At 69.9% G+C, this 18,186-nt stretch carries 23 protein-coding genes; 16 read left to right on the forward strand and 7 right to left on the reverse strand.

Features of this window, described 5'->3' with window-relative positions; genetic code table 11:
- Positions 1–41 precede the first annotated feature (41 nt).
- The gene (locus AB0B45_RS50530) at positions 42–584 is read right to left on the reverse strand and encodes an IS3 family transposase (RefSeq protein WP_358146067.1); all 543 of its coding nucleotides are present in this window, start codon (positions 582–584) and stop codon (positions 42–44) included.
- Positions 538–765: a hypothetical protein gene (locus AB0B45_RS50535; protein WP_358146069.1), complete on the reverse strand. Its 228-nt coding sequence runs from the start codon at positions 763–765 to the stop codon at positions 538–540. The genes AB0B45_RS50530 and AB0B45_RS50535 overlap by 47 nt, the downstream gene beginning before the upstream one ends.
- Positions 766–872: 107 nt before the next feature.
- Between AB0B45_RS50535 and AB0B45_RS50540 the strand changes: the two genes are divergently transcribed.
- On the forward strand, positions 873–1,799 hold the full coding sequence (locus tag AB0B45_RS50540; RefSeq protein WP_358146071.1) for an IS30 family transposase: 927 nt from the start codon (positions 873–875) through the stop codon (positions 1,797–1,799).
- Positions 1,800–1,908: 109 nt separating this feature from the next.
- Positions 1,909–2,349, forward strand: a complete 441-nt coding sequence (locus AB0B45_RS50545; protein ID WP_358146073.1) for a hypothetical protein — start codon at positions 1,909–1,911, stop codon at positions 2,347–2,349.
- 101 nt (positions 2,350–2,450) lie between these two features.
- Here the strand turns inward: AB0B45_RS50545 and AB0B45_RS50550 are convergent, their stop codons facing one another.
- Together AB0B45_RS50550 and AB0B45_RS50555 are read right to left on the reverse strand one after the other, a co-directional pair.
- On the reverse strand, positions 2,451–2,627 hold the full coding sequence (locus AB0B45_RS50550) for a hypothetical protein (RefSeq protein ID WP_358146074.1): 177 nt from the start codon (positions 2,625–2,627) through the stop codon (positions 2,451–2,453).
- On the reverse strand, positions 2,624–6,322 hold the full coding sequence (locus AB0B45_RS50555; RefSeq protein WP_358146076.1) for an NACHT domain-containing protein: 3,699 nt from the start codon (positions 6,320–6,322) through the stop codon (positions 2,624–2,626). The genes AB0B45_RS50550 and AB0B45_RS50555 overlap by 4 nt, the downstream gene beginning before the upstream one ends.
- Positions 6,323–6,463: 141 nt before the next feature.
- Between AB0B45_RS50555 and AB0B45_RS50560 the strand changes: the two genes are divergently transcribed.
- From AB0B45_RS50560 to AB0B45_RS50585, 6 genes are all read left to right on the forward strand, one after another.
- A complete protein-coding gene (locus AB0B45_RS50560; RefSeq protein ID WP_358146077.1) occupies positions 6,464–6,826 on the forward strand; it encodes a VOC family protein in 363 nt (120 codons plus the stop codon).
- A gap of 142 nt (positions 6,827–6,968) precedes the next feature.
- Positions 6,969–7,127 (forward strand): hypothetical protein, encoded by a 159-nt coding sequence (locus AB0B45_RS50565; protein WP_358146079.1) that lies wholly within the window; start codon positions 6,969–6,971, stop codon positions 7,125–7,127.
- Positions 7,128–7,295: 168 nt separating this feature from the next.
- Positions 7,296–7,487, forward strand: coding sequence for a hypothetical protein (locus AB0B45_RS50570; RefSeq protein WP_358146081.1), 192 nt, complete (start codon positions 7,296–7,298; stop codon positions 7,485–7,487).
- Positions 7,488–7,648: 161 nt separating this feature from the next.
- Positions 7,649–8,119, forward strand: a complete 471-nt coding sequence (locus AB0B45_RS50575; protein ID WP_358146083.1) for a hypothetical protein — start codon at positions 7,649–7,651, stop codon at positions 8,117–8,119.
- A 127-nt stretch (positions 8,120–8,246) separates the two neighbouring features.
- Positions 8,247–8,747, forward strand: a complete 501-nt coding sequence (locus AB0B45_RS50580) for a hypothetical protein (protein WP_358146085.1) — start codon at positions 8,247–8,249, stop codon at positions 8,745–8,747.
- Positions 8,748–8,766: 19 nt separating this feature from the next.
- A complete protein-coding gene (locus AB0B45_RS50585) occupies positions 8,767–9,588 on the forward strand; it encodes a transposase (RefSeq protein WP_358146087.1) in 822 nt (273 codons plus the stop codon).
- 724 nt (positions 9,589–10,312) lie between these two features.
- Here the strand turns inward: AB0B45_RS50585 and AB0B45_RS50590 are convergent.
- Positions 10,313–10,594 carry a hypothetical protein gene (locus AB0B45_RS50590; protein ID WP_358146088.1) on the reverse strand — a complete coding sequence of 94 codons (282 nt, stop codon included), beginning with the start codon at positions 10,592–10,594 and terminating at the stop codon, positions 10,313–10,315.
- 95 nt (positions 10,595–10,689) lie between these two features.
- Between AB0B45_RS50590 and AB0B45_RS50595 the strand changes: the two genes are divergently transcribed.
- Together AB0B45_RS50595 and AB0B45_RS50600 are read left to right on the forward strand one after the other, a co-directional pair.
- Complete coding sequence (locus tag AB0B45_RS50595; protein WP_358146090.1) at positions 10,690–11,181, forward strand: hypothetical protein; 492 nt, start codon at positions 10,690–10,692, stop codon at positions 11,179–11,181.
- Complete coding sequence (locus tag AB0B45_RS50600) at positions 11,178–11,372, forward strand: hypothetical protein (RefSeq protein WP_358146091.1); 195 nt, start codon at positions 11,178–11,180, stop codon at positions 11,370–11,372. Before AB0B45_RS50595 ends, AB0B45_RS50600 begins: the two co-directional genes overlap by 4 nt.
- Here AB0B45_RS50600 and AB0B45_RS50605 read toward each other — a convergent pair.
- Positions 11,330–14,758 (reverse strand): NAD(P)-binding domain-containing protein, encoded by a 3,429-nt coding sequence (locus AB0B45_RS50605; protein WP_358146093.1) that lies wholly within the window; start codon positions 14,756–14,758, stop codon positions 11,330–11,332. The genes AB0B45_RS50600 and AB0B45_RS50605 overlap by 43 nt on opposite strands.
- 143 nt (positions 14,759–14,901) lie before the next feature.
- Here AB0B45_RS50605 and AB0B45_RS50610 point away from each other — a divergent pair, with 143 nt between their 5' ends.
- The 3 genes from AB0B45_RS50610 to AB0B45_RS50620 all read left to right on the forward strand — a co-directional run bounded on the left by AB0B45_RS50610 (position 14,902) and on the right by AB0B45_RS50620 (position 16,752).
- Entirely contained in the window at positions 14,902–15,288 is a 387-nt protein-coding gene (locus AB0B45_RS50610; RefSeq protein WP_358146106.1) for a metalloregulator ArsR/SmtB family transcription factor, read from the forward strand.
- Positions 15,288–16,187 (forward strand): cation diffusion facilitator family transporter, encoded by a 900-nt coding sequence (locus tag AB0B45_RS50615; RefSeq protein WP_358146095.1) that lies wholly within the window; start codon positions 15,288–15,290, stop codon positions 16,185–16,187. Before AB0B45_RS50610 ends, AB0B45_RS50615 begins: the two co-directional genes overlap by 1 nt.
- Positions 16,188–16,254: 67 nt before the next feature.
- Positions 16,255–16,752, forward strand: a complete 498-nt coding sequence (locus tag AB0B45_RS50620; protein WP_358146097.1) for an HXXEE domain-containing protein — start codon at positions 16,255–16,257, stop codon at positions 16,750–16,752.
- A gap of 196 nt (positions 16,753–16,948) precedes the next feature.
- On the opposite strand, the gene AB0B45_RS50625 is transcribed toward AB0B45_RS50620, so the two are convergent.
- Positions 16,949–17,140: a helix-turn-helix domain-containing protein gene (locus AB0B45_RS50625; RefSeq protein ID WP_358146099.1), complete on the reverse strand. Its 192-nt coding sequence runs from the start codon at positions 17,138–17,140 to the stop codon at positions 16,949–16,951.
- Between the two features lie 230 nt (positions 17,141–17,370).
- Here AB0B45_RS50625 and AB0B45_RS50630 point away from each other — a divergent pair, with 230 nt between their 5' ends.
- The 3 genes from AB0B45_RS50630 to AB0B45_RS50640 all read left to right on the forward strand — a co-directional run.
- Positions 17,371–17,622: a sigma factor gene (locus AB0B45_RS50630; RefSeq protein ID WP_358146101.1), complete on the forward strand. Its 252-nt coding sequence runs from the start codon at positions 17,371–17,373 to the stop codon at positions 17,620–17,622.
- Positions 17,535–17,909: a sigma-70 family RNA polymerase sigma factor gene (locus AB0B45_RS50635; protein WP_358146102.1), complete on the forward strand. Its 375-nt coding sequence runs from the start codon at positions 17,535–17,537 to the stop codon at positions 17,907–17,909. The genes AB0B45_RS50630 and AB0B45_RS50635 overlap by 88 nt, the downstream gene beginning before the upstream one ends.
- Positions 17,906–18,186 (forward strand): hypothetical protein (locus AB0B45_RS50640; protein WP_358146104.1); only part of this gene is annotated, 281 nt, incomplete at its 3' end. The genes AB0B45_RS50635 and AB0B45_RS50640, both read left to right, overlap by 4 nt.

Genomic DNA, 18,186 nt, shown 5'->3' on the forward strand with positions numbered 1-18,186 from the left:
CCGCGCCCGTAGACCGAACGGTGGATCGCCGACCAGTAGACCTAATCCAACCGCAACGACGAAAGGGACATCAGCTCGCGTAACGCACTCTGACCGGTGCGACCGACCGACAAACGGACGCCCAGCCGCTCGGCCAGCTGGGCGTAGCCGGCGCTGGTGTACTGGCAGCCACGATCGGAGTGGAAGATCACCGGCTCGGTGGGGCGGCGGCGAGAGCACGCCATCTGCAGAGCCTCAGCCACCAGCTCGGTGCGCAGATGGTCGGCGGTGGCCCAGCCGACCACCCGGCGTGAAGCGATGTCGATCACGGTGGCCAGATACAACCAGCCTTCATCGGTCGGGATGTAGGTGATATCGCCGCACCAGCGAGTATCGACCGCGGCCGCATCCGGCTTGAAGTCCCGGCCGATCAGATCGGGCCGAACTCCGGCACCAGGGTCGGCGATGGTAGTCACCAAGCGGCGCCGCCGATGACGGCCACGCAGCCCGGCTTCGCGCATCAGCCGGGCCACCCGCCGCAGGCCGCACCGCTCACCCTCACCCTGCAAGACCGCGTGAATGCGAGGGGGCGCCGTAGGTGCCACGCGAGTGGCTGTGCACCTCGGCGATGCGCTCGCCGAGTTCCATGTCGCGCATCGCGCGAGGACCGGGCACGGCCTGGCGGCGCGCGTAGAAGGCGGCACGGGAGACTCCCAGCAGCTCACACGCCCGTTTGACGTGGTGACCGCCCTGCTTTTCCGCCTCGATGAACGGGTGCACGCTCACCGGGTCTCCTTCGCGAAGAAAGCCGTGGTGCAGTCAACCGATCAGTGCAACACCATTCGGGATGATGATCGCGGAGGTGTTGCGTGGCGAGGATGGGCCGTCCGGGGATGTCGGATGCTCAGAAGCGGGAGCTGTGGGACCGGTGGAAGGCCGGCGAGTCGATCAGCCAGATCGCCAGAGCACTGGACAAGCCGCCGGGCTCGGTGTTCACGGTCCTCAAATCCAACGGCGGATACGTTCCGCTGCTGCGGCGCAGGCGGCCCGGAACGCTGAGCTTCGCCGATCGTGAGGAGATCTCCCGCGGCCTGGCTCGAGGCGAGTCGATGCGTTCGATCGCCCGCAGCCTGGGACGGCCGGCCTCGACGGTCAGCCGGGAGATCGCCCGCAACAAGGGCATCACCCGCTATCGGGCCATCGACGCCGAAGACCGCTCCTGGGATCGAGCCCGGCGTCCCAAGCCATGCCTCCTGGCACGCAATCCGGCGTTACGGCAACTCGTCGCGGAGAAACTGGCCCAAGACTGGTCACCCGAGCAGATCGCCGGGTACCTGGCCAAGACCTACCGGCCGGGATCGGGGATGCGAGTGAGCCATGAAACGATCTACAAGTCGCTGTTCATCCAGGCCCGCGGCGTGCTGGCCAAGGAACTGACCAAGCACCTGCGCTCGGGCCGGCCCACCCGCCGAAACATCCACAACACCGTCACCGGACAATGGCGCTCCCAGATCAAGGACGCCATCCCGATCAGTCAGCGGCCACCGGAAGCTGACGACCGCGCGATCCCCGGGCACTGGGAGGGCGATCTGCTGCTGGGCCGAGGCCTGACCCAGGTCGCGACGCTGGTGGAACGCACGACCCGCTTCACCGTCCTGGTCCAGCTCGACGGCCGCGACATGCACACCGTCACCAAAGGCCTGGCCGCGACGATGACCCGGCTACCCGAGCAGATCCGCAAGACGTTGACGTGGGATCGCGGGATGGAGCTCGCCGGACATAAGGAGCTCGCCGCGACGACGGGAGCTGCTCGAAGGTGATGGTCCCTTCGTGGAGGGTGGTGCGCGCCCCGTCGTAGACCCCGGCGGGCCGCTTTTGCCTGGTGGTGGACAGCACGGCTCGGAGCGTGGCCGCCTCGCTGAGGCTGAGATGGCTTCCGGCCTTCAGGAAGAGCCGGTACGGCCATTCAAAGGTCACCCAGGTCTTGCCCGGTGGCAGTGGATCATCAGGGTCGGGCGTGACGTACGACTCGTAGCCGCGCTTGCCGATGCAGATGTTGCGGGTACCGGAGCGGGCGGTGACGGCCGGGACCGCCCCTACCGCTCCGGCTGGACCTGGCAGGGGCGGCCGCTGCCCTTCGTCCCCTATGACAACTCCTGGGCACCGGCGGAGCCGGAAGGCGCACCGGTCTCCGGGCTCGGTTGGTACGAGCGCAGCCTCGCGGCATATGCCGACCGATTGCCCGCCGCGGCCATCCCGGTGGAAAAAGCCCGCGCTGACCTCGTGCTGATCGCGGGCGGCGCCGACCGGATGTGGCCGTCCCTGCGCTTCGCCCGCGGACGCGCGCGAGGACGGCCTGCCACCACATGACTTCGGTGCCGACGCCGCCTCCGCCTTCACCCGCCGCGCCATGCTGAACATCCTGGCCAGGTTCGCCAAGGGCCCCGCCAGATCGCACTAGGGTGCCGTTCTCAGCACGAGGTGTACACCGACCCGTCGTTGTACAGGTGAGACGAGGTGCGCAGGCTGAGCCGGCCCGCGCTGATCTTGCCCGACAGGCGCGGATACCAGCCGCCGACGTAGCCGCCCGAGCACGTGCCCTTGGCATTGGTGGTACCCGGGTGTGGCGGACCGGCTGGTGACGTCACCCTCTCGGGGGCATCGGCCAGATCCGGGTGGTGCCGTCCAGGCTGCTCGTTGCCAGCAGGCGGTCGTCGTCGCTGAAGTGGACCGCATGGATGTCCCCGGTGTGGCCGGTGAGGACGGCCGTGCGCCTGCCCGTGGCGATGTCCCAGATGTCGACCGTCCGCTGGTCGGCACTGATGATGGCGAGGCGGTCCTGCTTCGCACTGAGCTCGTGGCTGAAGTAGGGCGGCAGAGAGGGAGGCGTGACCGCTCCGGTGTCCAGGTTGAGGGTCCGGAGAACCTGCCGGTCCGCCGAAGACAGGCGCTGGGAGGTGACGGCCACGCGGCCGCCGACGAACCAGAGCCAGTGGCCTGGCTCGAGGCTGAGCGTTCCCAGCTGCCTGCGGTCGGCAACGTCCCACAGGTGGGCGGCGGAGGCGTCCGGCGGGCGGAAGGCCAGTGTGCGACCGTCCGGGCTGAACGTCAGGTAGGCGTTCTCACCGGGTGATCCCGTGGGGATCAGGCCGGTCTGCTGCCCGTCGGCCAGGCGCCAGATCCTGATCTCGCCCTTCTTGTTCACTCCGGCCAGGGTGGTGGCGTCGTCGCTGACGGCGTAGGCGTTCAGGCCGGGGAAGGCGCGGGTGGTGTGCGACCCCCACAGCTGCCGGACCCAGATGCCGTCGCCGTCGGCCGCCCACCGGATCAGGTAGGCCCGGCCGTCTCCTGTCGTCCTCACCTGGTGCTCACCGACATAGCGCGTCGCCGCGGCGAGAGGCGTGCCCATGGGTCTGCCCGTCCTGGGGTTCACCAGCTGCGTGGCCTGGGAGTCCAAGGTCGTCACCAGGATGTCCCCCGTGGGGGTGAAGCGTGGCGACGGTGTGCCCCGCCCGTGGCGGAGGCGGCCGTCGTCGATGCGCGCGCCCGTGCGCGTGTCCCATAGCCTGAGCGCACCGCTGTCGGTCGTCACGTACACCACGCTGCTGTCCGGGCTGAAGCCCATGCCGTCGACGACGCCCCTGTCCGTCAGCGGGGCGCCGATGGGCGCGCACGTGCGCGAGTTCCAGAGCCGAACCCGCCGAGAGAGGGTCGTCTGGGTGAGCAGGACGGTGCCGTCCGGGCTGAACTCCGTATAGAAGCTGTCGTCCTCATACGGGTCCGGCGCCGTCACTCTGCAGATCACGGCGCCCGTACGCGTGTCGAGGATCGCCGACCACGCCGTGGGTCCCGAGATGGCGGCCCTGCGCGCGTCCGCGGTGAACCCCACGTGGATGCCGTTGCTCTGCTCGCTGCGGAAGACGGGGCCGATCCGCAGGCCTGTCTCGACGTTCCACAGCCGGATGGCCTTCATGTCCCCCGACTGGCTGATCAGGAACGGACGCGCGCCGAAGGCCACCCGGCTGGCGTCGCCCGTCAGCAGCGTCTTCACCGACGTGTCGGCCGGCAGAGCGCGCACCAGCAGGGCGAACACGATGACGACCAGCACGGCGCACGTCGCCGGCAGCGCGCGCCTGAGCGGCCGGCGACGTGCCGGCGGCTGCGGCGTCCGCGCGGGCGCGCCGGCCAGCCACTCCTGCATGCGAACGTGCCGGAACTGGTACACGCCGCCGAACTGCCGCAGCAGCCCCTGCCTGTGCGCGTGCTCCAGGAACGCCATGAGCCGCCACGGCAGCCGCCCGCGCGCCGCGAGGACGAAGCGCATCCACACGAACCGCGGCCACGCCCTGGTCGAGAGCGTGAGGAGGGCGAACGCCGTTCCCGGCAGCAGCACCACCGCGCCTATCCGCAGCGGTCCGCTCCAGTCGGCGGGGTAGGCGGCGCGTGCCATGTCCGACAGGCGCGGTTCGCCGGACCAGCCGGAGGACAGCGTCTGAGCGATCTGGGCCGCGACCATCCCGGCGATCAGCGCGGGGCCCGCTCCCAGCCCCAGCACGGCGCCGGCGGCGAGGGCGGCGACCAGGCTGGCGCGGCGGTCCTCGGCGAGGAAGCCCGCAGGGCTGGCTTCGGCCGAGCGAGTCGGCGGGGCGTCCAGCCAGCGGTAGACAGCCAGCGCGAGCCCTGTCACCGCCATGACCGCCAGGCCCATGCCCAGGTAGGACAGGTAGGCGGCGGCGTTCTCCGGGGGCCAGCCGTACGCGACGGAGATGACGGCGCCGATGCCGACGAGCACGGGCAGGACCGGAATGGCGGCGAGCGCGAGGCCGGTGGCCAGTCCGCGGCGCAGCCTGCCAAGTGAGCCGGCGAACGTGGGGGCGAGCCGGCCCGGTGTGGCCGCGCCTCCGGCGTACCAGGAGATCATGGCGAGAATCGCGAAGCCACCGCCGATGAACGCGCCCAGGCGCAGCGTGTCGTTGAGACTCATGGCGGCGCCGAAGACGAGCATCACCGCCCAGGTGACGAGCATGAGCAGGATGCCGCCGCCCAGGGCGAGCCCGGTGACGGCCCAGGGGGACAGCAGCCGCTGACTCATCCGCCACCACGCCAGGTCGCGTTCGCGGTGCTCGTGCAGATGGCGGGCCAGGTAGGTGAGCCAGCGCCGGGCCTTGCCAGGCTCCCAGCTCTCGTCTTCCCGCCGGTAGGCGGCGTCCACGGCGGCGTCGACGAGCGCGTCCTCCACCTCGGCCCTGGACCCGAGGTGGAACAGGCCGGTGAGCTCGCCCTGCCGTTCGCAGACCGTGCGCAGCAGCGAGACCATCAGCGGCGTGGAGAGCGCGGCCGCCAGCGGGCTGCGGGGGTTCTCGTCCAGATGCTCGCAGACCGGCTCCGGGTCGACGGACTTCGGCCAGACGACCTCGCGCAGGTACGCGGTCACGTCGTCTTTCTCCAAGGGTTCGATCCGCACGACCGCAGCCCGGCGCAGCGGCGGGCTGCCGGCGCCGATGAGCTCCGCGTATTCGGCCGATCGGCAGGTGAGCACGATCGGTCGCTCGCGGCCGAGGGCGTCGTTGACGGCCTGGACCGCGCCGCGGCGGGCCGACTCGGGCATCTCATCCAGCCCGTCCACGACGGGCAGCAGCAGATCGTGGTCGTGCAGAAGCCTCGGGATCTCCGTGTCGCCGCTGTAGTACGTGATGGCCAGCGTCTGGACGATCCACTCGTCCAGACGCTCCTGAGTGGGGTCCCACGAGGCCGCAGGCAGCAGGACGGGGACGCGTCCTTGCTGCGGCTGCGCGTCCAGCAGGCCTCTGACCAGCATGAAGGCGAGCACACTCTTGCCGGCCCCTGGCTCGCCCAGCACGACGAGGCGGCCACTCCGCAGGCGCCGGTAGTCTTCGGCCAGGCCGCGGGCGGCCTCACGGAAGCCGAGGGCCAGACGGCCGCCGAGCTTGCGCTCGACCACCCGCCCGCCGGACGGCAGCGTGTCAGGGCCGTCGCCGGTCCACGCCAGCGGCAGGACCTGCGGCCGGCTCAGCGCGTCGCCGGTCTTGACCGCGCTCGCCAGGAGAGTCTGCGCCAGGTATCCGGCGTGGACGGCAGGATCGGCGGTCCTCGGCCCTGACCGGCTCTCCGCCCGCCGGCCGAGCCAGCGCCGCACCACTCCCGCCGCGGCCAGCAGCAGCGCGCACAGGCCCACGACAAAACTGAGCACGCTCGCCCGCGCGTCGTTCTCGCTGAGGTCACCACCGGCCATCCACCAGGCGAGGGGGCCGAGGAGCGCGCCCAGCGCGAGTAAGACGACGGCGAGAGCGGCCATGCGCGTCCAGCGTGATCCTCCCGGCATGGTCCGTATTATCCGCACAGGGTGGATGCGGAGATGTCAGAATCCGGTCGGGCCATACGCCTTTCACCGTCGAGGTCGGGCCGCCTCGGCACATGCCCGTGCCTCCCTCCCTCCGGGCACCGCGCACGGCACAGTGGAGACATGAACGCAGACGACAGGAACGTGCTGGCCCGTGCACGCGTGGCGACCAGGCTTACGGCCCAGAACCTGGACCGGGCGCGACGTTTCTACTCCGAGCGGCTCGGTCTGGAGCCCGTCGACGAACGGCCCGGCGGGCTGCTGTATCGGTGCGGAGGCGCGGACTTCGTACTGTTCCGATCGACGGGAGCCTCTCCCGGCACGTTCACTCAGATGGCGTGGGAGGTCGACGACATCGAGGCGGTCGTGTCGGAGCTCAGACGGCGCGGCGTGGTGTTCGAAGAGGTCGACGTACCCGGGTTCCGGACGAGGGACGGGATCGCCGAGATCGAAGGGAACTACCCGAGCAAGGGCGCGCGAGGTTAACGCGGCGCCTGGTTCCGCGGCAGCGAGGGCAACATGCTGGGCATCGGCGAGCCGGTCTTCTGAGGTCTTCCCATGATCGTCGGTGACGATTAGCGTCGCAGTCAACGCCCCGACATTTTGGCCGACAGAAGGGGACATCGGGATGTCCGATGCGACGACCACCAGCGAGTTACTCCACGAGGGCCTGGCCCGCGACGACTACGCACTCCGGCGAGTACCCCCATCGGCCCGCTACGGCTGGGTGACGGTCGCGGTCCAGCGATTCGCCAGCCGCAGCATGCGCGGCGCGGTAATGCTGTGATCCTCAGCTCGGCAACGAGCTGCTACGGGCATCACGATGCCACACCCCGCCGACACTTTTGAAGTCGCAGAAGCTACGAACTAGTTTCGTCACGCAGCCCTGCTGACAGGTCTTGCCGCTGCCACTGTCCGTTTCTCGACACTGAACAGTCAGCCAGCCACGACGACCATGATTGCTCGCTGTGCCAGGCGGCTTCCGGCACTCCGGCCCGCCGCAGCGCGCGTCACCTGCTTCCTGGGCACGTTGGAAGGTACGTTCGCGGGCACGCCGTTCGCCATGCGGCTGCGCTACACCCGCACCTGGGTGCATACCGACGAGCACGGCTGGCGCATCCTGGCCGCCCACGCCAGCCCGGCATAACGTCACTCCCGCCTGCTCAAGGCAGCCTGTACGGCCGAGGTGATGCACGGGTCGCCTTGGTATCGACCGGCTGACCAAGTGCTCGGGGCCGTACTGGGAGCAGGTCTCCGCCAGGCGTATCTCGACCCCGACCGGCACGGCTATCATTCATGATCGTGTCGATGTGGTTGAACCTGGCGAAGATCGATGTCGAGCTGCTGGAATCCGTTCGGGCGAACCCCGACCTGATCGGCGCGATCTTCTTCGACGACGGGCAGGCGCCCGTCGGCGTCCATCATGAAGCCGATGTGTTCGGAGATGACTACCGAACCCTCGATGCCATCGCACAGGGCAGAGCCGAGGCCGAGCATGAGAGTGCGCAGTGGCGGGAGTGTTATCCCTGGCTCGCGGCGGCGACCGGCGAGACCGGTGAGAACGACGTGGAGGGCTACGAGTTCGACTACGGCCCGGCGTTCGTCCTCGATCCCGGCCAGGTGACGGCGATCGCGCAGGGCCTGATGGGCGAGGGATGGGGATTCGGCGCCGCTCGACGGGACGCGGCGGACGGCGCTTATGAGGGGTTTGAGGACCTCGGGCCGTTCTACGCGGCGGCGGCACGAGAGGGCAAGGCCATCGTGGGCGGGGTGAGCTGACCCGCTGCCGTGGCCACCGCACCGCTTCCGACGGGCTTTGCACCAGAGCCAAAACCTGTGGCCGTGCCTTGCTGGGCGCCCGTAAGGTGCCGATCATGGTGGAGAAGACATCCGGAGGGCGCGCCCGATGACGTTGTTCACGCACCTCACCTCGGCCAATGACGTCCGCTCGATACGGCGGGCCGGCGTGCGCGCCCACAGCCGCGACTACGAGGGTACGGCCGGGGTGTTCTGCCTGCCGATCCTGCCCTCCTACCAGCTCACCCACCAGTGGGGCCGGGAGTTGCGGCGCTGCGGGCGGCGCACGATGGTCGCCGTGGACTTCCGGCTGCCCGACGATGAGCCGGTCCGTGTCGGCCACTACGGCCATGAGCCTGTCGAGCTCGCAAGTGCCGAGGCCGCCGCTTTGATCGCCGGATGCGAGGACGCCCGGGGGAATGAGGTCTTCGTCCCCCGGGCGATCGACGCCAAAGAGATCCATCGGGTCCGCGGCGTCAACCGGGTCACCGGCTGGCGGTACATGCCCAACGCCCACGGCAGGGTCCCCTGCCCGTGTCCGGGGTGCCTGCGGCGCGGGGAGTACGGCAGCGCGAAGATCCGCCGGAAGGCCGAAAGCCGCGGCTACTGACCCCGAGAGATGGCCTCGGTTGCCTCAGCACGTCATCGAGTCCGACCGCCCCAAGCGCATCACCCGCCGAGTCGGCGGCAAGAGCGATGCGTTAGATGCCCGTCGCGCCGCTCGCGAGGCGCTGGGCCGCGAACATTCGGCCGTGCCCCGCGCCGATGGTCCGCGCGAGGCGGTTCGCATGCTGTTGGTCACCCGCGAAAGCGCGATCCACGCACGCACCGGCGCGGTCAACCAGCTCAAGGCACTCGTGCTGACCGCGCCCGAACAGCAGCGTCAGCGACTGCGCGGCCTGACCAGAACCGCCTTGATCGATGCCTGCCTGGCCCTGCGACCCTCGGCCACCACCGACCCTGACGAGCGAACACGTCGCCTGGTCATGCAGCGCCTGGCCCGCCGCATCCGCGACCTGACCAGCGAGATTCGCGCCGCCGATGACGAGCTCGCCGCGCTGGTCCAGCAGCATGTGGGCCATTTGCTCCATATGCGCGGGGTCGGCGTCATCACCGCTGCCCAGTGCTGGGTGTCGTGGTCCGGTCCCGGTCGCTTTCGCAACGAGGCCGCCTTCGCCGCCCTGGCCGGCGTCAGCCCCATCCAGGCCAGCAGCGGCAAGAACACCCGTCATCGCCTCAACCCCCACGGAGATCGCGCGCTCAACCGCGCCCTGCACCACATCGCCCTCACCCTGCAGCGGTGGGATCCCGAAACCCGCCAGTACGTGGCCAAGCGCATCAGTGACGGCAAAACGCGCCGTGAAGCCACCCGATGCCTCAAGCGCTACCTCGCCCGCAAGATCTACCGCGCTCTCGAAACCGGGCCACACGCCGCCTCGGAGGCGGCTTGACAAACATAGAAGCGTCACGCGATGGCTGTCCTCATTTCACGACGCCACGCCATCTAGCTGGGAAAACTCGTACACCACATCCGTGGACGCAACCGAATGCGCCGAGGAGTGTCGTAGAGAAGAGTGCTGGTCTTCGATATGAGTGGCAGATTCTTGGGCGCGGACTGTTATACCGAGCCGAACCAGCTCACCGTGCACCCGCCGATACCCCCACGTCGGATTCTTACCTGCCAGACGGACTCCCAGGTCGGATTTCCGTGCTCGTTGCGGGACGGCCAGAGCGGTGAGGGTAGGTCCACGCGCGTTTGATCAACCGGCGATGCCATGCCAGCAGCGTTCCCGAAGTAACAAGCCGATGAGCTCTCAGCACCGTCGGTAGGAAGCGGGACAACACCGACAGGACCCGTCCGATCAGCCCAGTCCGGCTTCGGCCGGAGGACCTGACGCCTTGGCACGGCCACCTCATGCTGGAGCGACGCCCTTGGGCGACTGACCACATCCCAGCAACGCCAGCCAGCCGAACATCCGAATCAGGATCAGATACAGCGGACGAACCGACACAAGCGGCGATCTCGCCCGCCCACCTCTATAGGTCAAAACCGCAGATCAAACGCCCTGCGATGAGTTATGAAGCGGTACAGGCGTGGGCCGCCGGCGAGAGGCGACGGGGGCGGTCCGCCCCCGTCGTCACCCGGTCAGCAAGCATCCCGGGTGGGAGGCGCGGTCAGCGGCACAGGTAGGTCAGCCGCGTCGCGATCTTCAGGCCCGCTTGCTTGGTGGAGCCGTTCCACATGCCTCTCGTCACGTCGTAGATCCTGGTGCGGAGGACCGACCATGAACCGGTGGTCGGCTTGTTGAGCTGCCTCAGCCATACCCTCGCGTCAGCCGATGCCTTGCTGCAGGAGTCGGCGGCCACCTGGGCCGTCGCCGCCTGTGACGTCTCGGATGCGTGGGCAGCCGTGACCGGCAGGGCGATGGCCGCTGCGACCAGCAGGGGGGCGGTCATGACGCTGATACGACGAAAAAACAAGATCTTCCCTTCACGAACGACATGATCAACTAGCAAGATCGTTCGGCAGCTTAGCCGGGGGTGCCGCGACGATGCCAGCGCACCTCGGCACCCAGCAGGGCCTGCTGGGCGAGAAGACCCGGACCATGCTCGCTGCCGCTCGCGCCTACGTCGACCAGCATGACGAGCTGAAACGTGCCGAACCCCTATGGCCTGGGCCACCGCCGGAGGGTGGCCCAGGCCTGACCGGATCAGCCCGCAACCTGACCAGGTTATGCTTCAGCTCCCGACCGCCTCTCGCCAGGCTGAAGGGCATGACCAGTGCCCTCATCGTCATCGACGCCCAGAACTCCTTCCTGGAGCTCCCCGGCTGGCAGCACACCTCGCAGCCGGACCTCGTCCCCCCAGGTCAACCGCCTGGCCGCCGCCAGGAACGCCGGCGACACAGTCGTGTGGGTGCTCGGCTCGCGCCCTGGGTAAGGGCCCTCGGCGCCGTCAGCGAGCGGCTGCGACTCCCCTCGTGGGTCCACATCGGCGGTGGGGACAAGAGGCTGCGGCTGCCGCGATGCTCGGCACGGACGTGACGATCGGCTCCGTCGCAGAACTGGACAAGCGTGAGCCGAGCAAGCTGGACGGCGCGGCGGGCAACCTCATCCGGCTGCTCCTGGACTGGGTGGCACGGCAGTTCGGCGAACTGGGGCAGGTGACCCTTGGGGGAACCGAGCTGTCGGGTCAGGTCGGTGCGGCGAGAAGCGAACGCAGGGCGAAGCCGTAGAGGCCCGCGTCGCCCGCCACGTACAGCGCGCCGCGTGGTGACCAGGCGCAGCCGCGGAGCTCGCCGTCCATCCTGATCATGGAGACGCATCGTCGGGCTGCCACGTCCCACACGCGCAGCGTGCCGTCGTCGGCCGCGGCGGCCAGGTGCTCGCCCGACGCGCTCACCGCGAGGCCCGTGTAGAGCACCTCGTCGCCGGGCAGTGTCGCGACCGCGTCGCCCGTCCTGTCCCAGAGCGCGATGCCGCCGTCCCAGAGCGCGGCGGCCACCCACTCGCCGTCGGGCGCCATGGCCAGGCCACCGACGAGGGAGTCCGCCTTCAGCGTGGGAGCCAGCCGCCTGCCCTGCGCGTCCCACAGGTCCATCCGGTCGGAGCCTGCCGTGGCCATCCAGGTGCCGTCGGGGGCGATGGCCAGGTGCTTCACGGCCTCCACCGACGTCTTGATGGTGGTCAGCGGGGTGCCGTCGGCGTACCACAGCCTGAGGCGGCTGTCGCGGCCGCCGGCCGCCAGCCACGAGCCGTCGGGGGCGATGGCCACCGTGTCGGCCCAGTCGTCGCATACCTTGAGCGTCCTGATGGGCGTGCCGTCCCGCTCGAAGAGCCGGACCATGCCGTCGGAGTCGGCGGTCGCGAGCCAGCGGCCGGCGGGAGAGATCGCCACCGAGGTGAAGAAGGTCTCCTCCGCCACGGTCGCGGTACGGCCGCCCGCCGAATCCCAGAAGGACAACCCGATGCCCGCGGTGGCCAGCCAGGTGCCGTCCCTGGCCACCGCCACGGCGTTGGCGATCGTGCGACGGTGGTCCTCGCCCCGGGCAGGGAATCCCGCGGGGTCCCAGACCTGGATCGTGCTGGGCTCGATCGCGGTCACCAGCAGCGTGCCGTCCCGGCTGACGGCCAGGTCGTTCACAAGGGCGTGGCGGGCGACGAACCCCATCTCCTCTCGCGGCCGGTCGACCGTGGCCGTGACGAATCCCTCGGGGCGGTCGACGGACGCGGCGAGCCACCGGCCGTCGGACGACATCGCCATGTCGGAACAGTCGTCGAGAGCGGGTTCCACCACGCCCTCCATCGCCCCCTCCGGACTCCAGCAGCGCGCGCGGGAGTCCATCTGGAGTGCCACGATCGCGTCCCGAAGCGGATGGGCCACGACCTCTGCGACCTGCAGATCCTCTGACAGCGGGATGGCGCACCGCTGCGTGCCGTCCCTGTTCCAGACGCGGATGCCATCCTCGCAGGGATGCGCCACCCACGCGCTGCCGGCGCCGATGGCGATCTTCGAGTGCTCGTCGGCCTGCGCCTGCACGCGCCACAGCGGGTTGCCCGTGTCGCTCCACGCCATCAGGCTGCCGTCGTCGGTCACCGCGGCGATCCAGGTGCCGTCGGGGGCGATCGCGACCTGCTGCACCTCGCCGTGGGCCGCCTCCATGACCGCGATCGGCGTGCCGTCGGCCAGCCAGGTGCGTACCGTCCGGTCCCAGCTCGCGGTTGCCAGCCACGTCCCGTCGGCGGAGATCGCGACCGAGGAGACGGCGTCCTCGTGACCGCTGAGGGTCGCGCGCAGGCTGCCGTCGAGGTTCCAGATCCTGGCCTTGCCCTCCCAGCTCGCGCCGGCTATCCAGGTGGAGTCCGGGCTGATGGCCACCTGGGTCACCCGCTCGTCGTTGAGCCGCATCGTCCGGACGAGCGCCGGATGGGGCAGGTCAGGCGGCGCCCACAGGCAGTCCAGCCACGGCTCGCCGGCCGCGTGGAGCATCTCGCGCAGCTCGCCGGCGTCGCCGTACAGGCGGGCCGCGAGGGTGGGCAGGAGCGCGCCGCGGTCGCCGTGGGTGAACAGATGCGCGTTCCTGGCCAGCGTATGGCGCAGCCGTTCCGCCTCGGGAGCGCCTGCCCTGGCCAGGTCACGGTCGACGGCGGCGATGCCTAGGGAGGCGAGCTTGGACGCGATCCAGCCCGTCTGGGTCACCAGGTCGGCCAGGTCCTCCCCGGCCGCCACGTAGTGGTCGGGCAGGTGGGCGAGGCAGTACATGACGGCCTCGTCCGTGACCGTCTCCTCGACGATCGCCTCCTCGACGTCCGTGAAGGTGCCGATCAGCGCCTTGGCGGTTCGGGAGACGGCCTCCCCGCTCGATGCCTGGCGCAGGTAGTGACGGACCACGTCGGGTACGAGCAGCAGGTCGCGGTCGGGGCGGTGATCCGCTAGCCCGGCCTCGCACAGCTCGGCCAGCAGCCGCTCGGACGCCCCCTTCGACAGGCCCGCCGTCCGCTGCCACACGGCGGGGACGACGCTCGCGGGGATGTCGCTGTCCGCGGCGAAGGCGCCGAGCTCCAGCAGACGCGGCAGCGCCCCCGGCGAGAGCGACGGCAGCCCGGCGTCCAGGACCTTCCGTACGGCGTAGGCCCTGGCGGCCGGATCGGCGAGGTCGAACGCGTCGTCCACCGATGTCCCCAGTGATCCGGACAGCCTGGCGAGCAGGGGCCAGCCCCCGTCAGGGACCTTGAGCCGGATGATCGACGGCAGTCCGGGCAGGATGTCCGCGGTCCTGGCGGTCACCAGCACGGTGACGTCCGAGGTCAGGCTCAGGCAGGCGCGCAACTGCTCGGCGGTCCGCACCCCGTCGAGCACGAGCAGGCCGGTGCCGGGCTCCTCGAACTCGGGCTCGGCGTCCGCCGTTATCCACGGGACGCCGAAGGACTCCAGCCGGTCGCGTACGAGGGACTCGACGACGTGGGGCGGGGCCGCGCCGACGGTGAGCCAGTCGATGCCGTCGCCGAAATGCTCGGCCACCTCCGGGATATGGCAGGCGGCGGCGGCCAGCGCGGTGGTGCCGAACCCCTCGACGCCGTCTAATTCGGGGAGGACGGCGACGAAGCCGTGCTCATCGGAGGTGAGCCGCGCGACCAACTCCGTCAAACCAGGAATCTCGTTCATCACCGAGCCCAACGCGCCGGACGGAGATCGGGTTCCGTCCCGGGCGCGAGCCGCAGGTCGGGGATGTGAGGCTGCTGGAACGGGCCGGTGGCGACCACGACGCCGTCGCCGGTGTAGACGCCGTTTGTCGGTGACCGCCTCGAAGCCTCCGCCGGGGCCGGGGCGCAGCAGGGACACGGTGGTGTCGAGCTGGACCGGCAGCTCGAAGCGGGCCGCGTACGCCTGCAGGTAGTCGGCCACCTCGTCCTTGCCCGGGTAGCGGTCCCCGCCGGGCAGCGGCATGCCGGGCAGCGCGCTCAGGCGGGCGGGGGTGAACAGGCGCAAGGAGTCCCACCGGTGCCGCCAGGACTCGCCCAGCCGTGTGTGCACCTCCAGCAGCAGAACATCATGCCCGGACAGGCGCAGCTCGCGGCCTGCCGCGAGCTGCGCCTGTCCGGCGCCGATCACGCTAATCACGAGACTCAAGCCTGGCCGCCAGGGCGGCGGCAAGGCTTGAACGAACCTGCTATTCCAGCCACCGCTCGCCCATCGCCTCTTGACACATGATCCGGATCGTCCTCTACCTTGCTTATATGAACATCTCTTCATATGGCAGTGTGATGGCCGTGGATGGCTGTACCGTCAAGGTGGTCGACGCCGACCGGGTCGACGCCGTGCGCGAGCGCATGCCCGCCGCCGAGGATCTGGCCGACACCGCCGACGTCTTCGGCCTGCTGTCCGACCCCAACCGGCTGCGGCTGCTGGTCGCCCTGCTGGACAGCGAGTTGTGCGTGTGCGACCTGGCGGCGGTGACCGGCCAAAGCGAATCGGCCGCCTCCCACGCCCTGCGGCTGCTGCGCGCGCACCGCGTCGTCGCCGCGCGCCGCGCCGGCCGGATGGCCTACTACCGGCTGGCCGACCCGCACGTGCGGATGCTGCTCGACCTGGCGCTGGCCCACACCGAGCACAGCGAGCTGGTCCATCCTGAGCGCGACGGGACGCCGTGATGGGCACCGGACACGGCCACGGCCACGCGGGGAGCCGGCACCGGTGGCGGCTGGCGGTCTCCTTCGCCTTGATCGGCGCCTACTTCGTGGTCGAGCTGGCCTACGGCCTGATCTCGGGCTCGCTGGCACTGCTGTCGGATGCCGGGCACATGGCCGCCGACGTGGTCACCCTCGGCGCCGCGCTGGTCGCCACCCGCCTGGCCACCCGCCCCGACACCACCGGCCGGCGTAGCTACGGCTCCTACCGGGCCGAGGTGTTCGCCTCTCTGCTCGCCGTGATCATGATGCTCGGCGTCGCGCTCTACGTCGTCATCGAGGCTATCGGCCGCATCGGCGGACCGGCCGAGGTCTCCTCCGGCCCGATGCTGGTGGTCGGCGCGATCGGCCTGGCCGTCAACCTCATCGCCCTTGTCCTGCTGCGCTCCGGCGCCGGCGAAAGCCTCAACGTCAAGGGCGCCTATCTGGAGGTCGTGGCCGACACCGCGGGCTCGGTCGGCGTCATCATCGCCGGCTGGCTGGTGGCCGCCACCGGACAGCCGTTCTGGGACACCCTGGTCGCGCTGGCCATCGGCGTCTTCGTCGCCGTGCGCGCCATCGTGCTCGGCCGCCAGGTCTTCGCCGTGCTCGGCCAGCATGTCCCCGAAGGGCTGGACGCCGGCGCGGTCGCGGCCGACCTGGCCGCCATCACCGGCGTCCGCGACGTGCACGACCTGCACCTGTGGACACTGACCTCCGGCATGAACGTTGCCACCGCCCACCTGGTCACCGCCGACCACGGCGACAACCACGCCGTCTTGGACCAGGCCCGCGACCTGCTACGCCGACGCCACGGCGTGGCCCACGCCACGCTGCAGGTGGAACCGGCCGACCACCGCGGCTGCGACGAACTGGACTGGTGAGGTGCCCCAGGCCCCTACGACCCGTCACCCCATTCATCGACACCTCACCCGCTCTTGGGAGAACACCATGGCATCCCCCCTCACCGGCCCCGCTTCGGTTCAGGCCGGGCCCGCTGCGCCCGGCACCTGGCCGTTCCTGCTGCCCTTCGGCGTCTACGTACTGCACACGCTGGAGGAGTTGCAGGGCTTCGCCGCCTGGGCCAGCCGCCACTTCGGCCCCGAGACCACCAGCATGTTCGCCGCCTACCACATCCCGCTGATGCTGCTGGTCCTGCTGAGCTCCTGGCGGGCCTCAGCAGTCGGCCGACACGGCACCTGGGTGGTGCTGGCCACCGCGTTCCAATGGCAGTTCAGCGTCAACGCCCTGTTCCATCTGAGCACCTGGATCATCTTGGGCGAATACTCACCCGGCGCCGTCACCGCAGCCGTGATCTCCATCCCGGCCACCGCCTACTACCTGGCCTGGATCCGCCGCGAGGACCGCGCCAGCAGCCGGGAGATCGGTCTGGCCATCGCGCTGGGCACCCTGATCGCCGCCCTGGCGATCGGCTTTCTGTTCCTGTGAGACCGCGCCGGCGGCAGGCCGTTGCTCGCCTGAAGGCTTCAATGCCTGCCGTCAGCCTTCGCCGTCGGCGCCCAGGGCGCGGTAGACGCTGGCCAGTGAGGGGTTGCGGCCCTTGTTCTTGCCGGTGGGGATGATCACGATAATCACGAGACTCAAGCCTGGCCGCCAGGGCGGCGGCAAGGCTTGAACGAACCTGCTACGACAGCCACCGCACGCCGGCCGTCAGGGTGGAGGGCGCCTGGCCCATCATCCGGCGGACCGCCCTGGTCAGATGGGCGGCGTCGGCGAACCCGGCCGTGTGCGCGGCCTCGGTCAGCAAGGCGCCATCCGACAGCGACGACAGTGCCGCCCGCAGCCGCATCCACAGCACATACGGCCGGAACGGCACAAAGATGCCATCTGACCTGCGAAAACAACCCTCTGACACCTGCTTCGGCGAGGGTTGCGGCGGGAGGTTGCCGGTGGCCATGCACGCCGCGCCACCGCGATGCGGGGCGCTGAACGAAAGCCTTCGATGACCACTACAGCACGTCCCGAGACCAACGGCGCCAAGTCGACCGCCAAGCAGGCCGGCAAGAACCGCACCGCAAACGTTTGCCCCCAACCGAAGGAACCGGCTTGCCAAACCCCCATGAGCGCTTCACCGCGCTCTACAACACCTACCAAGCGCGGGTGTACGGCTATGCGGCAAGTCGCGCCGGACATCAACTCGCGGAGGAAGTGGTCAGCGAGACCTTCCTGGTGGCCTGGCGGCGTCTGGACAGCACCCCGACCACGCGCAGTTGCCATGGCTCCTCCGCGTCGCTCGCAACATTCTGCGCGACAACTTCCGGCAGGCCGCCCGGCGCGAATCTCTGGAAGCCGAACTGAGAACGTGGATGGAAGAGGCCGTCACCGACGTGGGCGAACACGCCACCGAGCGCGTCGCCGTACTCCGCGCCCTGGCCGGCTTGTCTGAAGCCGACAAAGAGATCCTGACTCTGACCACCTGGCATGGCCTGTCCACCACGGAAGCGGCCGAGGTACTCGGCTGTACCAAGGCCGTCTTCTTCGTCCGCTTGCATCGAGCGCGCCGTCGACTGCAGTCGGCGATCGAAGCCACCGGTACCACCACATCCCGAAAGCCCGTGACCGTTCCAGGAAGGAAACTGCGATGACCCGCAAGCCCGACGCGATGGACCTGCTTGCCATGGCCCGCCCGGCTTCCCTGGACCGCGGATCACGCATCTCCGCTGACGACATGCTGTTCATGGCCACCGCCGAGGCACCAGGAGAAGCCTCGCGCAGGCCATCGCGCCCGAGACGGACCCTGCTGGCCGCCCCGGCCTCGCGGGCCCGGCCCCGCCTGTGGGTCCTGTGGGCGCCGCTGGCCACGGCGGCGATCGTGGCCCTGGCCTTCGCGCTGGTGACGAACCTGGCATCAGCCCCTGCCGT

Origin of the sequence: Nonomuraea sp. NPDC049152, from assembly GCF_040648355.1 — a bacterium.
In the GTDB taxonomy this organism is placed as follows: domain Bacteria; phylum Actinomycetota; class Actinomycetes; order Streptosporangiales; family Streptosporangiaceae; genus Nonomuraea.